General features: G+C 52.1%; 13 protein-coding genes and 1 pseudogene. 6 read left to right on the plus strand and 8 right to left on the minus strand.

The window, feature by feature from the left end; all coding sequences use genetic code 11:
- Nucleotides 1-9: 9 nt before the first annotated feature.
- Nucleotides 10-936, plus strand: coding sequence for an amino acid ABC transporter permease (locus tag OGY06_RS03295; protein WP_003833074.1), 927 nt, complete (start codon nt 10-12; stop codon nt 934-936).
- Complete coding sequence (locus tag OGY06_RS03300; RefSeq protein WP_003833073.1) at nt 920-1,693, plus strand: amino acid ABC transporter ATP-binding protein; 774 nt, start codon at nt 920-922, stop codon at nt 1,691-1,693. The genes OGY06_RS03295 and OGY06_RS03300 overlap by 17 nt, the downstream gene beginning before the upstream one ends.
- Nucleotides 1,694-1,820: 127 nt before the next feature.
- Here OGY06_RS03300 and OGY06_RS03305 read toward each other — a convergent pair whose 3' ends face one another.
- From OGY06_RS03305 to OGY06_RS03315, 3 genes and pseudogenes are all read right to left on the minus strand, one after another.
- A complete protein-coding gene (locus tag OGY06_RS03305) occupies nt 1,821-2,252 on the minus strand; it encodes a hypothetical protein (RefSeq protein ID WP_286604689.1) in 432 nt (143 codons plus the stop codon).
- On the minus strand, nt 2,249-2,605 hold the full coding sequence (locus tag OGY06_RS03310; RefSeq protein ID WP_003833068.1) for a tlde1 domain-containing protein: 357 nt from the start codon (nt 2,603-2,605) through the stop codon (nt 2,249-2,251). The genes OGY06_RS03305 and OGY06_RS03310 overlap by 4 nt, the downstream gene beginning before the upstream one ends.
- 11 nt (nt 2,606-2,616) lie before the next feature.
- Nucleotides 2,617-3,107, minus strand: a pseudogene (locus OGY06_RS03315) (Hcp family type VI secretion system effector).
- Between the two features lie 253 nt (nt 3,108-3,360).
- Here OGY06_RS03315 and OGY06_RS03320 point away from each other — a divergent pair.
- On the plus strand, nt 3,361-3,978 hold the full coding sequence (locus tag OGY06_RS03320) for a glutathione S-transferase family protein (RefSeq protein WP_286586179.1): 618 nt from the start codon (nt 3,361-3,363) through the stop codon (nt 3,976-3,978).
- Between the two features lie 69 nt (nt 3,979-4,047).
- On the opposite strand, the gene OGY06_RS03325 is transcribed toward OGY06_RS03320, so the two are convergent.
- Entirely contained in the window at nt 4,048-5,358 is a 1,311-nt protein-coding gene (locus OGY06_RS03325) for an MFS transporter (RefSeq protein ID WP_003833063.1), read from the minus strand.
- Nucleotides 5,359-5,432: 74 nt separating this feature from the next.
- Entirely contained in the window at nt 5,433-6,629 is a 1,197-nt protein-coding gene (locus OGY06_RS03330; RefSeq protein ID WP_032943493.1) for an L-talarate/galactarate dehydratase, read from the minus strand.
- Nucleotides 6,630-6,948: 319 nt separating this feature from the next.
- On the opposite strand from OGY06_RS03330, the gene OGY06_RS03335 reads away from it, so the two are divergent.
- Both OGY06_RS03335 and pptA read left to right on the plus strand, forming a co-directional pair.
- On the plus strand, nt 6,949-7,953 hold the full coding sequence (locus OGY06_RS03335; RefSeq protein ID WP_286586181.1) for a LacI family DNA-binding transcriptional regulator: 1,005 nt from the start codon (nt 6,949-6,951) through the stop codon (nt 7,951-7,953).
- 34 nt (nt 7,954-7,987) lie between these two features.
- Nucleotides 7,988-8,215 (plus strand): tautomerase PptA, encoded by a 228-nt coding sequence (gene pptA, locus OGY06_RS03340; protein ID WP_003833058.1) that lies wholly within the window; start codon nt 7,988-7,990, stop codon nt 8,213-8,215.
- 37 nt (nt 8,216-8,252) lie between these two features.
- Here the strand turns inward: pptA and OGY06_RS03345 are convergent, their stop codons facing one another.
- Together OGY06_RS03345 and OGY06_RS03350 are read right to left on the minus strand one after the other, a co-directional pair.
- On the minus strand, nt 8,253-10,229 hold the full coding sequence (locus OGY06_RS03345) for an alkyl/aryl-sulfatase (protein WP_003833056.1): 1,977 nt from the start codon (nt 10,227-10,229) through the stop codon (nt 8,253-8,255).
- A 213-nt stretch (nt 10,230-10,442) separates the two neighbouring features.
- Complete coding sequence (locus OGY06_RS03350; protein ID WP_003833054.1) at nt 10,443-11,015, minus strand: flavin reductase family protein; 573 nt, start codon at nt 11,013-11,015, stop codon at nt 10,443-10,445.
- 157 nt (nt 11,016-11,172) lie between these two features.
- Here OGY06_RS03350 and nhoA point away from each other — a divergent pair, with 157 nt between their 5' ends.
- On the plus strand, nt 11,173-12,018 hold the full coding sequence (gene nhoA / locus OGY06_RS03355) for an N-hydroxyarylamine O-acetyltransferase (protein WP_003833052.1): 846 nt from the start codon (nt 11,173-11,175) through the stop codon (nt 12,016-12,018).
- Nucleotides 12,019-12,077: 59 nt separating this feature from the next.
- Here the strand turns inward: nhoA and OGY06_RS03360 are convergent, their stop codons facing one another.
- Nucleotides 12,078-12,971, minus strand: coding sequence for a PhzF family isomerase (locus tag OGY06_RS03360; protein WP_149280955.1), 894 nt, complete (start codon nt 12,969-12,971; stop codon nt 12,078-12,080).
- Nucleotides 12,972-13,015 lie beyond the last annotated feature (44 nt).

Here is a 13,015-nt window from a genome sequence, read left to right on the forward strand (position 1 = left end):
GGAGAGAAAATGAAAACGACAGATAGCATTAGAGTCGTACCGGCACGTTATCCCATGCGTACCGTAGGCGCGGTCATTGCCTTATTTGCCCTTGCGGTAATTCTCCAGTCCGTGGCGTTTAATCCGCGCTGGGAATGGAGCGTGTTTGCCCGCTGGTTCTTTGATCCGGTTATCTTGTCCGGCCTCGGGCAAACGCTGTTACTGACGCTGATCGGGACGCTGTTGAGTATTCTCATCGGCGGTCTGCTGGCGTTGGCGCGGCTTTCATCTTCCTGGCTGTTGAACGGTCTGGCATGGGGATACATCTGGCTGTTTCGTTCGTTACCGCTGATTGTAGTGCTGATCGTTTTGTACAACTTCTCCTATCTGTACGACACGTTGACGATTGGTATTCCGTTCACTCCCATTCAGTGGGGAAGTTTTGAGACCATCAATGTACTCGGTCAGTTTTCCACTGCGGTGGTTGGCCTGACGCTGGTACAAAGCGCCTATACCGCTGAAATTATTCGGGGTGGATTTTTAGGGGTCGATCACGGTCAGTACGAGGCAGCGGCAGCACTGGGCTTACCGGCAGGGCGACGTACGCTGCGGATCATTCTGCCGCAGGCGCTGCGTACCATTTTGCCTGCTGGATTCAATGAAATCATCAGCCTGGCGAAAGGGACGGCGATGGTATATGTGCTGGCAATGCCGGAGCTGTTCTACACCATCCAGATGATCTATAACCGCACGCAGGAAGTGATCCCGCTGCTGATGGTGGGTGCGGTGTGGTATCTGGTGATCACCAGCGTCCTGTCGTTAATTCAGCACCTGGTTGAACGTGCATTGGCACGCAGCGAACGACGTTCAGCGATCAACACAACCCGGGTGAGGCGTGCGGAAAAACGCAGTCGTCAACGTCCACAGCAGGAGGCCATCCATGTCCCACTCGCCTGAAGGCCATATTTCTATTACCGGCGTTAGCAAATACTTTGGTCGCCACAAAGCGCTGGATAATGTGTCGCTGGAGATCCCTCCCGGTACGGTAACGGTTATTCTTGGCCCGTCCGGTTCAGGGAAATCCACACTCTTACGAACCATCAACCATCTGGAACGCGTCGATGAGGGGTTTATTCAAATCGATGGCGATTACATTGGCTATCGTCGGCAGGGAGACAAACTGTATGAGCTGAAAGAGGCGGAAATTTTGCGCCAGCGCGTTAACGTCGGCTATGTGTTCCAGAACTTTAATCTGTTCCCGCACTTAACGGTTCTGGAGAATCTGATTGAAGCGCCCATTGCGCACGGACTGGCAACGCGTAAAGCCGCCACCGAGCGGGCATTAACACTGCTTGATGCGGTAGGGTTACGGAATAAAGCCGATGCCTGGTCGCGTCACTTATCCGGCGGTCAGCAGCAGCGTATCGCTATTGCCCGTGCGCTGGCGCTAAATCCGCGCGTCATGCTGTTTGATGAGCCTACATCTGCACTGGATCCTGAACTGGTCGGTGAAGTACTGGATGTCATTAAAGCGCTGGCGAAGTCGGGAACCACGCTGGTTGTGGTAACGCATGAGATTGGCTTCGCCCGAGAAGTCGCAGATCAGGTGGTGTTTATGGTCGATGGCAAAATCGTCGAGCAGGGCAGCAGCGAGCAGGTGCTGAATCATCCATGCCACACGCGCACTCAGCAGTTTTTGTCGAAAGTGCTTTGAGATACATTGCGGCACAATGCTGTGCCGCACAGAGGTTATACAGTGACGACGATTTTGCCTACCTAAAAATCAAAAGTAAGCGGAAGAAAAAACGGCCATGTGATGACCAATGATCGGGTTGGCTATCTTACTTAACCTTGCGGGCGTTGTCTGTCTTCAGTTCGTCATAAGAGGCTTCAAGAATCCAGAGGCATTTTGCCCCAGCAGCCGTGCTCAGTAGTGCCTGACGCGTCCGCTGGTAAAATGCGTCCACCTTGTCCGGGGTTTCCGTCGGCGGGGTGCATACGATATCGGAGCCAATCATGTGGGGCCAGTGTCCGGCGTCGAGAACGTCTAACGCCCTCAGTGCGCCGGTGGTGTTTGCTGTCAGTGCCGCCGCGAGCGAATCCTCAAGTATCTGAGCCTGTTTAACGTCGGCAACTGCTGCTAGTGCCGGAACCTGCTCAAGCCATCGAACCTCACCAGCAGCAATGCCTCGGAATGCGTCCGGCCAGTCAGTGGCTCCTGCCATCGCAGGGAGTGACAGCGCTGCCAACAGTAGAATGGACAGGCGCTTCATCGAACGACCTCAAGGTCGCCACCATCGCGGAGTATCAGTCGTCGGGTGGTCAAGGAGAGGATAATACAACCCTCCGAGGCAAAGCCCGCTGGACCGTGCTTGCGCTCGCCGTGAATGCGGAATTCTGAACGTCCGAAAGTCTCCCCGGAGGTCTGCTCCAGAATGATGGTCACAGGTCCTTTAGAGGTTGAATGGCCCGCTATTTTATACGTTCCACGCGGAAGCGGCCCAAGTCCTTTAACCTGCTGGCGGTCCGGGTTGTTTTTATTGGTAAGTGAACCGGAGTAGCCGCTCTCTATCAGTTTACCGTCTTTATACATGTTGCCGGTCGACTGCTCATACTTCCATCCCATAGTATTTCTCCTTATGCGGTCGCGCGTTCGTTCCAGCTATCTGAGTGCATGATGTTACCGTCGGCATAACGCCAAGTGATTTTTTCGTACAACAGCTCGACCAGCTCAATGTGATTATGTTTCTCATAGCACGGGTCTTTGATGTCCAGCATCATCGGGCAGACGCTGACAATCGTCACGCCTTCCATCAGGGTGGAAAAGTATTCAACCTCCTGACCGGCATTATTAATACGGTAAAATTTCACCTCGGCGGATTTGAGTTTCTGGCCAGAGCTAACGGCCTTGTAGAGATACGGGCTAGAGGAGTCGATCTCCTTGTCGAACGAAGGGGAGAATGGACGCGGAGACTGGTTGCCTTGCCATTGTGTTTATCGGTGGGCTGCATGACGCCATGATTCAGGCCAATAATTTCGATACTTCCTTCACGGCCATGAATGTCGACAGAGCCTTTGATATCAGCGCCGCCGTCGTCTTTTAGCCACAAATACGTGGGAATTGCCATTTGTTTAAAACTCCATTTAAGAAAATTCTATTTAAAGTCCTGTAGTGTTAATCAATTACGCGCCGCACCCACGCTATCGCCTATAAAATCACCCGTCAATCTTGTGCGATGAGGATACAAAGCGATCTAAATTTTCTTTGATACAAATAAAAAAAGGCCGGAATAGTCCGCTCCCTATTTCTGAAAAGTTGGTCCAGAATTGATCACCTCCCCACATGCTCTACACTTAGGGTTTTAACTTTGGGGTTGCAGCATGATTAAGGTCTATGGGGTGCCGGGCTGGGGATCGGCCATCAGTGAAGTGATGCTCACACTGGCGGATATCCCTTACAGCTTTATTGATGTGGACGGTTTTGACTGCGATGGCCCTGCACGAGAGTTGCTTAAAACAATGAATCCACTGTGTCAGGTGCCCACGCTGGTACTGGAAAATGGCAGCGTGATGACGGAAACGGCGGCGATCGCGCTGATGATCCTCGATCGTCGCTCCGAACTTTCACCACCCGTTGGACACGCCGAACGCCAGCAGTTTCAGCGTCTGCTGATATGGTTGGTGGCAAATGTCTATCCCACGTTTACCTATGCCGATTATCCTGATCGATGGGTACCGGACGCCCCGGCTCAGTTGAAAAAGAACTGTATCGAGTACCGTAAATCCCTCTATATGTGGCTGAACAACCAGCTAAGCGCCGAGCCGTACGCATTTGGGGATCAGCTAACACTGCTGGACATTTACATTGCCGTTATGCGCACCTGGGGACCAGGGCATGAGTGGTTTCAGGACAACACGCCGAATATTAGCGCCATCGCCGATGCGGTTTGTCAGCATCCGAGACTGCGTACTGTACTGAAAAGCAATAAGATTATTTGAATAAAAAAACGCTGTTCCGCAGGAGTGCAAATCCCGGAACAGCGGGCGAACTATCGCCATAAGTTTAAATTACGCGACAGAAGGGGTCAGCGTAATACGATCCAATGGACCCACGATAAACAGATAAGAAATCAGGCCAATCAGCCCCATCGAACCGACGTACAGAATGGCGTAATCAAAAGACTGGGTATTCGCCAGAATGACGCCAATTACCAGTGGCGTGATGATACTGGCCATATTGCCGCACATATTGAATACGCCGCCTGCAATACCGAGCACTTCTTTTGGCGAGGTATCGCTAAGTACGCACCATCCCAGATTGCCAAAGCCTTTGGCGAAAAACGCCAGACTCATCGCCGCGATCACCACAAATTCTGACGAAGTGTAGTTGGCGATAACGATGACGCAGGAAAGTAACATCCCGCAGATAACCGGCAGCTTACGGGCAATCGTCAGGCTGTAGCCGCGTTTTAAAAGCCAGTCGGAGAAAACGCCGCCTAATAATCCACCGATAAAACCGGCAATGGCAGGGATACTGGCGACAAACCCCACTTTGAGGATCGACATGCCTTTCGCCTGATACAGATAGGTAGGGAACCAGGTCAGGAAGAACCAGGTAATTGACGTTACGCAGAACTGTCCGATGTAAACGCCAATCATCATGCGGTTGACGCAGACGCTTTTAATTTGCGCAAAGGTAATCTTCTGTGGTTCTTTTTTATTACCCAGCGACGGTTCACCACCACCTTCCCGGATATAGTCAATTTCCTGCTGGTTCACCTTTGGATGATGCATGGGATCTCTGACTTTGACCAACCAGAAGATGCCAAGAAGAACGCCTATTGCCCCAATGTAATAAAACACAAAGTGCCAACTGAGATTATGCAAAATAATCGTCATTAACGGCGTAATAATCCCTAACGAGATATATTGCGCGGCCTGATAGACTGAGGTAACAAAGCCCCGTTCGTTATTAGGAAACCACTGCACGCTTAATCGGCTATTGGCCGGAAAGGCCGGAGCTTCAATCGCACCCATCAGTAATCGTAAGATAATCAATACGACAAGCGGGCTGGCGTACAGATAAATGGTACCCTGAAACATAGTCACCAGCGACCAGCCAATCAGTGCGCAGCCGTATACCAGACGCGAGCCATAGCGATCCAGCAGCCAGCCGCCGGGTAGTTGCATAATGACATAAGAAATACCGAAGGCAGAAAAGGCCAGCCCCATAGCTTCAGGATCAAAACCTAATTCTTTGCTCATAATCGGCGCCACGACGGATAACGTCGCGCGATCGGCATAATTAAATACGGTCGCAAGAAACAGAAATATCAGAATGCCGTAACGCACTTTTGTGCGCTTTATTATTGTGTTCATCACCCACTCCTTTCATAAGGTTGAGAGCGTTTTTGTAGGGGAGGAGGGCGGGTATTGCTTACCCGCCAAATACATTAAGGTCGTTTGCCAAACTCGCAGGTTAATTGCGTCCAGCGGCGCGCCTGCTCGCTAATGCTGAAGCCCAGACCGTGACGATCGGAAACCCACATCCGGCCATCACGCAGCTCAAGTTGTTCATTAAATAACGGGTTCAGCCATTCGAAATGCTCCAGCCATGGTTCGAGTGGATAAGCGGCGGACAGATGCAGGTGAACTTCCATAGCGAAGTGCGGAGCCAGTTTGCGACCATGTTTAGCCGCCAGGTCCATAATTTTCAGGAACGGTGAAATCCCTCCCACACGCGGTGCATCGGGCTGCACAAAATCGCTGGCATTGCCGAGGATCAGCTGTTCATGTTCGCGGAAGCTGGTCAGCATTTCACCGGTGGCAATCGGGGTATCAAGCGCGGCGGCCAGTTGGGCGTGGCCTTCAACATCGTAGGCGTCCAGCGGCTCTTCAATCCAGATTAGATTGAACTGCTCCATTTTGCGTCCCATACGGATGGCGGTTTCCCGATCCCACTGCTGATTGGCATCGACCATTAGCGGGAAGTCATCCCCCAGCGCTTCACGAACCGCGGTCAAGCGGCGAATATCCTCAGCGCAGTTTGGCTGACCAACCTTGAGTTTGATACCACCAATGCCATTTTCACGGGAAATAACCACGTTTTTTAGCACCTGATCCAGCGGAGTATGCAGGAATCCCCCGGAGGTGTTGTAGCACTGCACAGAGTCCCGATGTGCGCCAAGCAGTTTTGCCAGCGGCAATCCTGCACGCTTGGCTTTCATATCCCATAATGCGATATCAATAGGGGAGATGGCTTGTACCGCCATGCCGCTGCGTCCCACGGAAGCGCCAGCCCAGAGCAACTTGGTGTAGATCTTGTCAATATCGTTTGGATCTTCGCCTAACAGGTTATCGGCAATTTCTTTGGCATGCGCATAGATCCCCTGGCCGCCAGCCCGCTTGGAGTAACTAAATCCCACACCTTCAAACCCGTCGCGGCTGCGGATCTCGGCAATGATTATGGCGACTTCGGTTAGCGGTTTCTGGCGACCGGTGAGCACTTTGGCATCGCTCACGGGGGTTGCCAGCGGAAGGAAAGCCAGAGACAGTTTTACCCATTCAATACGGTCACCGGTTTCTGCTGCGGTTTTGGCGTTGGCCGATTTGGCATAGGTCACGGCATCGGAATTGGCACTTAAAGACATATTGTTCTCTCCTGGTGATAACAAATGATTGCGCTATCATTTTTAATGTTAGCGCAATCACTGCGCCAGCGAATTGACTGCGATTTGAACAATTGCTCACAAATACAGAGAGAAAAGGGTGGTAAATTATAAACGACGTCACATTCCAGTACTTTATGGAGAAATGCACAAACCGTTGTGATTGCGCTATCATTTTAATTAACGATAATTAACTAAGCTGCTGTTTTCTCAGCGTTATCGCCGAGAGTCGCTGGCAATAGCCCAAATCATGATGAATAATGCCAGCATAAATCAGCGATTTTTGACAAGGGCATCGACAGTGAAAAATCCCAAACCTCCGCGCGCCCCCACGCTGGAAGATGTTGCCCGTACCGCGGGATTGTCACCCATGACGGTGAGCAGGGCGTTGAATACCCCGCAGATGGTGCGCCCGAAAACGGTTGAAAAAGTGATGCAGGCGGTGCGCGCCACCGGCTATATTCCCAACGCACTGGCTGGGGGACTGGCATCACGTCGCAGCAAGCTTATCGCCGTGGTTATTCCGCAAATTAACAACAATATGTTTGTCGATACCATCCAGTCATTAAGTGATGAACTGGCAGAACGCGGATACCACATTTTGCTCTGCGTGTCGGGTTATACGCCGCAAACAGAGGCGGAGCTGGTGGCGACGCTGCTTTCTCGTCGCCCGGATGGCGTAGTACTTACCGGTATTCATCATACCGCCGAGCTGAAAAAGGTGATTCTTAATGCGGCCATCCCGGTCGTGGAAATCTGGGATTTAACCCCAACACCCATCGATATGCTGGTCGGCTTTTCGCATGAAAAGGTCGGGCAGGCGGTGGCAGACTATCTGTTGGAAAAAGGTTATCGACGTCCGGGGTTGTTATGGACAGCCGATCGCCGGGCAGGCCAGCGTAAACAAGGACTGTGCGATGCGTTGAGTCGTCATGGTATTGCGGCTGACGCACAGGTGGATGTCCCGCTTCCGGCCTCTCTGGCATTGGGGCGCGCAGGATTGACGCAGCTATTGGCGGATCGCGAGTTTGATGTCATTGTCTGTAGCTCAGATACGTTAGCTCAGGGGGCGATCATGGAAGCCGAGAGCCGCGGTATACGCGTGCCGCAAGAGTTAGCGGTAATCGGTTTTGGCGATCTGGATTTTGCTGCCAGCAACCGGCCCGCCATCACCACCGTCAGCGTCGACAGACGGGCCATCGGGCAACGCGCCGCCTCACTGCTTGCCGATCGTATCGAAAAAATTCCGCGTGAAGACGATATTATTGATGTCGGTTTTCATCTGGTAGAACGAGAGTCCGCATAAGTTACCTGCAATCCAAAACTATAAGGAATCTGCTATGCCGCACGTTGATATTAAATGTTTTCCTCGCGCTCTTACCGACGAACAAAAAACCGCCCTGGCGGCGGATATTTCCGAGGTTATTATTCGCCATTTGCAAAGCAAAGACAGTTCAGTCAGCGTGGCGCTCAATGAAGTTGAGCCAGAGGCGTGGCAGGGCGTGTGGGATACGGAAATTGCGCCGCAGATGGCGAGATTAATTAAAAAACCTGGCTACAGCATGTAAGAAAAAACGGGCGGATTTCCGCCCGTTTTCGTTGTGCTTATGGTGTAACGATGTTGAACCAGAATTCGAATTTATCCATATAGCCGAGCATGGCATCAAGCTTGGCGCCGTCACCGGTAATCTTCACATCACCACTGTCTTGTGCCTGTTTCAGCGTCACTTCTTTGAGGATGATTTTGTTCAGCGTATCGCGATTAAGCGTGACAGTGGCGTCGGCATCTTTCGCTTCGGCATTGGCGGTATGGTTCAGGACGCCATTCTCCAGTTCAAGCTTATATTTACCGCCATCACTGCCAAGATCGATGTTAAATACAGACTTCGCATCACCCGCTTTTTGTCCGTTAATATGCACTGCCAGATAATCGAAGAACATTTCCGGCGTCATAGCACGAACGGTATCCGGGCTGGCGGTATTCGGGGTTGGGCCTTTGACTACGCCGTTTCGCAGCTCTTGCGCCCCGGTCAGATAGAAGTTACGCCACGGGCCGGATTCAGCCTGATAACCCAGTTGCTCCAGCGCATCCGCTTCCAGATTACGCGCGGCCTGGTTATTTGGATCGGCAAATACGACTTTGCTTACCACCTGTGCCACCCAGCGGTAGTTGCCCTGGTCATAGTCGGCTTTTGCTTTCTGCAAAATGGCGTCCGCACCGCCCATGTAGTCGACAAATTTCTTCGCAGACTCTTCCGGCGGCAGCTCATCCAGCGTTGCCGGGTTGCCGTCAAACCAGCCGAGGTAGAGCACATAGGTCGCTTTTACGTCATGGCTCACGGAACCATAGTAACCGCGGTTAGCCCAGGTATGGGCCAGTGAGTCCGGCAGCTTAAAATTGGCGGCGATTTCATCGCGGGTCAGACCTTCGTTAGCCATGCGTAACGTCTGGTCGTTGATGTAACGATACAGATCGCGCTGGCTTTTCAGCAGGCTGACCACCTTGTCATTACCCCAGGTTGGCCAGTGGTGCTGCGCCATCAGCACTTCGGCTTTATCACCCCAGCGCACAATCGCTTCGTTGATGTATTTGGACCACGGCAGCGGCTCACGAATTTTGGCCCCGCGCAGGGAGTAGGTGTTGTGCAGGGTGTGGGTAACATCTTCCGCGGATTCAATCAGTTTCTTCTCTTCGATGTACCACAGCATCTCCGACGGTGCTTCGGAACCCGGGGCCAGCATGAAGTCATAGGTCAGGCCGTCGATGACCTCTTTTTGTCCATCTTTTTCAATGATATTTGTTGGCGCAATCAGGGTAACGGTTCCCGCGGAGGTCGTGGTTCCCAGTCCCGCGCCGACCTGGCCTTTGGCATCAGGTTTTAGCAGGTTGCCGTACATGTAGCTCGCGCGGCGGCTCATGACGTTACCGGCCATGATATTTTCAGCGACCGCGGCTTCCATAAAGCCGGCTGGCGCATAAATTTTCACTTTGCCCGCTTTAACGTCGGCTTCATCAACAACGCCGCGTACGCCGCCGTAATGGTCAACGTGGCTGTGGGTGTAAATCACTGCGACAACCGGTTTTTGACCGCGGTTTTTAAAGTAAAGATCCATCCCGACTTTGGCTGTTTCTGCCGAGACCAGCGGGTCAACAACGGTGATGCCTTCTTTACCTTCAATAATGGTCATGTTTGACAGATCGAGGTTACGAATCTGGTAAACGCCATCCGTTACTTCAAACAGCCCGCTGATGTTGATCAACTGAGACTGACGCCACAGGCTCGGGTTTACCGTATCCGGGGCTTTGTCGCCTTCTTTGATGAACGCATATTGCTGCGGATTCCAGATAACATTTCCCTGTTCGCCTTTGATCACGTCCTGCGGGAGTGGAGCGATAAAGCCTTTGTGGGCGTCGGTAAAGTCGGTGTTATCGGAGAAGGGCAGTTGGTTGTAAAGCGCGTTGTTGGCTTGTTGCGTGGCGGCAGTTGCGTCTTTAGGGGCTTCAGCGGCCATAACGGGAACAGAAAACGATGTGAGTAACCCAGCAAGTATAAAACTTTGTGCGATTCTATTAAGTTGCATCGTAAAACCTCTCTGACACTTCAAAAGTCCAGTTGGGGATGCTGCTTTGACGGATAGCGTTTTGATTAGGTATTTGCGTTAGTGCAAGATTAACTATAATTCACATGAATGATTCAGCAAGGAAGGGTGAGTAATTTATCTAACTGGTTTTTCAGAAGTTTTAAGAAAACAGTTGCGGATGACAGAGCAGAACTGCCATCCGTTAGCATACTATCATTCACCTGCGATAATGCGTTTCCCGCTGGAGATAAACGTTCCTGCCCCAAGGTGATGCAGAGTATTGAGCTTGCCATCATCAAACTGCCAGCGTCCTTCCACGAAGGCTCGCTCATCAGCGGCAGCGGAGACCACTTCCCCAAACAGAGTGTCATATTTTTCCTGTGCCGCCGTGGCTGGCAACAGGCGACACTCCATCCAGGCCAGACATTTCGCTTCTATCAGCGGTAAACCTAGCACTGGTCCTTGCACCACGGGAATGCCGTAACAGTTGAATTTATCTTCCACGCGACCGGAAACGCTGCCTACGGCCCAGGTCCAGTTGACGGCGGCGATACCCGGAATAACGATGCCGAATTTACCGCTACGTTCAATGAGATCCCGCGACCAGGCGGTCTTATCAACAACAATTGCTACCCGCGGCGGCTCAAATTCCACGGGCATTGACCACGCCGCAGCCATCACATTTCGCCGCTCGGTATGCTCATCCCGGCTGGTTATCAATATCGTTGGGCCATGATTGAGTAGCCGACTGGCATGTTTTAATTCGATCGGACGAAAATGGCTCATGGATGCTCCTTGGCTGAGAGATAACACACCACAATAAACATAGATATTAACGGTATTAGCGATTTTGTCGCCTCACAGGAATTAACAACGCACAAAATCGACAGCGTAAAACGAAAAATACGTTATAAGTACTGCATTAATCGAACAGGAACTCCGTATGACGCCTTTTTTAACCGCTTACTTTGCCCGTATTGGCTGGTCAGATTCGGCCAACGTCAACATTGAAACCTTGCAAGCGCTGCATTTACTGCATAACGCCGCGATTCCATTTGAAAACCTGGACGTATTACTGCCAAGAGAGATGCAGCTTGACGATTTGTCGCTGGAAGAGAAGCTGGTAACGGCGCGTCGTGGCGGTTATTGCTTTGAACAGAACGGCGTGTTTGAACGCGCGCTACGCGAAATCGGTTTTAACGTACGTGGCCTTCTCGGTCGCGTGGTACTGGCAAATCCGTCAAGCCTGCCGCCGCGCACGCATCGTCTGTTGCTGGTTGAATTGCAGGGAGAGCAGTGGATCGCCGACGTTGGTTTCGGCGGACAAACGCTGACGGCGCCGATTCGTCTGCAGGCTAACACTGAGCAGAAGACGCCACACGGCGAATATAGGCTGATTCAGGAAGGTGAAGATTGGATCCTCCAGTTCCGTCATCACGAACACTGGCAGTCAATGTATCGTTTCGATCTGGTCGTGCAGCATCAGAGCGATTATCTGATGGGCAACTTCTGGTCCGCACACTGGCCGCAATCACATTTTCGCCATCATCTGCTGATGTGCCGTCATCTGCCCGACGGCGGGAAATTAACGTTAACCAATTTTCACTTTACCCATTATCAGGATGGACATGCGGTAGAGCAGATTAATTTGCCTGACATCGCCAGTTTGTATGCGTTGTTGCAAGAACGATTTGGACTGGGTGTGGATGACGTGAAGCATGGGTTTACCGAAGATGAGTTAGCGACGGTAATGGCGGCGTTTGATACGCATCCGGAGGCGGGGAAATAGGGGCATCGGAAAGTCATGCCGGATGCGGCGTCATCGCCTTATCCGGCTTTCGGGAACAATTAAAAATCTATCGCCCATTCTGCGTGAAACAGGATCACCGCCGAACCGGTAATGGTGACTTTTTTCGGCTGGTTTTCACGGATAGTCACCGTCACATCAACAATCCCGTCGCGCCCGAGCGCACGGCCCTGATGCCCCTGAACACGTAACGTTTTCCCATCATGCGCCATCAGCCCATGGTGGACCAACCATGCGCCCATTGGACCGTTGGCATTGCCGGTAACCGGGTCTTCCACAATACCAATAGCAGGTGAAAACATGCGGCCATCAGTGGCGTTTTCGCCCTCGCGGATTTGAAAAGGGAAGAAACCGTTACAGCCAATTTGTTGGCTGATGGCGGTCAAAGCCGGTAAATCAGGGGAAAGGGCGTCGAGATCCACCTCAGGTTTCAGTGGAATCATCACTTTCGAATGCCCGGTCGTGGCAACCTGAATGGGTAAGCCTGCCAGCATATCGTCTTCGCTCAGGTGCAGCGCATCAAGAATCGCAGTACGAACAGCGCCCTCCAGCGGAGGTTCAAAACCCGGTTCACCTTGCTCAAGGCTAATGCGATAGTCGTTCCCGGTAGCGTCAATATCCACGCGATGACGTCCGGCCAGCGAGGTTTGCCAGACCGTGCAGTTACCCAGACTCAGCACCCTGGCCCGCACGTAATGCGCGGCGACGGTAGCATGCCCACAGATAGGAACTTCGACCGTCGGGGTGAAATAGCGGATGCGAACATCGCTGTCGTCACTGGTCAGCAGAAATGCGGTTTCTGAATGACGCAGCTCGCGAGCGATGAGCTGCATCTGCGCGTCGCTCAGTCCATCAGCATGTAAAACCACACCTGCTGAGTTGCCGCGAAAAGGGACCGGGGTAAAGGCATCGACGTGGTAAACCTGTGGTTTCATTAGCGTTCTCCCTGAAATGGAGAAGCATCATAACGCACAAAAAG

Origin of the sequence: Citrobacter sp. Cpo147, assembly GCF_030332405.1 — a bacterium.
Lineage (GTDB): Bacteria > Pseudomonadota > Gammaproteobacteria > Enterobacterales > Enterobacteriaceae > Citrobacter > Citrobacter portucalensis.

Bases quoted from the DNA above. Each gene is read 5' to 3' on its own strand.
- pptA (WP_003833058.1), top strand. From the start codon at position 7,988: ATGCCGCACGTTGATATTAAATGTTTTCCTCGCGCTCTTACCGACGAA.
- OGY06_RS03320 (WP_286586179.1), top strand. From the start codon at position 3,361: ATGATTAAGGTCTATGGGGTGCCGGGCTGGGGATCGGCCATCAGTGAA.
- OGY06_RS03360 (WP_149280955.1), bottom strand. From the start codon at position 12,971: ATGAAACCACAGGTTTACCACGTCGATGCCTTTACCCCGGTCCCTTTT.
- OGY06_RS03300 (WP_003833073.1), top strand. From the start codon at position 920: ATGTCCCACTCGCCTGAAGGCCATATTTCTATTACCGGCGTTAGCAAA.
- OGY06_RS03345 (WP_003833056.1), bottom strand. From the start codon at position 10,229: ATGCAACTTAATAGAATCGCACAAAGTTTTATACTTGCTGGGTTACTC.
- OGY06_RS03305 (WP_286604689.1), bottom strand. From the start codon at position 2,252: ATGAAGCGCCTGTCCATTCTACTGTTGGCAGCGCTGTCACTCCCTGCG.
- OGY06_RS03350 (WP_003833054.1), bottom strand. From the start codon at position 11,015: ATGAGCCATTTTCGTCCGATCGAATTAAAACATGCCAGTCGGCTACTC.
- OGY06_RS03325 (WP_003833063.1), bottom strand. From the start codon at position 5,358: ATGAACACAATAATAAAGCGCACAAAAGTGCGTTACGGCATTCTGATA.
- OGY06_RS03295 (WP_003833074.1), top strand. From the start codon at position 10: ATGAAAACGACAGATAGCATTAGAGTCGTACCGGCACGTTATCCCATG.
- OGY06_RS03310 (WP_003833068.1), bottom strand. From the start codon at position 2,605: ATGGGATGGAAGTATGAGCAGTCGACCGGCAACATGTATAAAGACGGT.
- nhoA (WP_003833052.1), top strand. From the start codon at position 11,173: ATGACGCCTTTTTTAACCGCTTACTTTGCCCGTATTGGCTGGTCAGAT.
- OGY06_RS03330 (WP_032943493.1), bottom strand. From the start codon at position 6,629: ATGTCTTTAAGTGCCAATTCCGATGCCGTGACCTATGCCAAATCGGCC.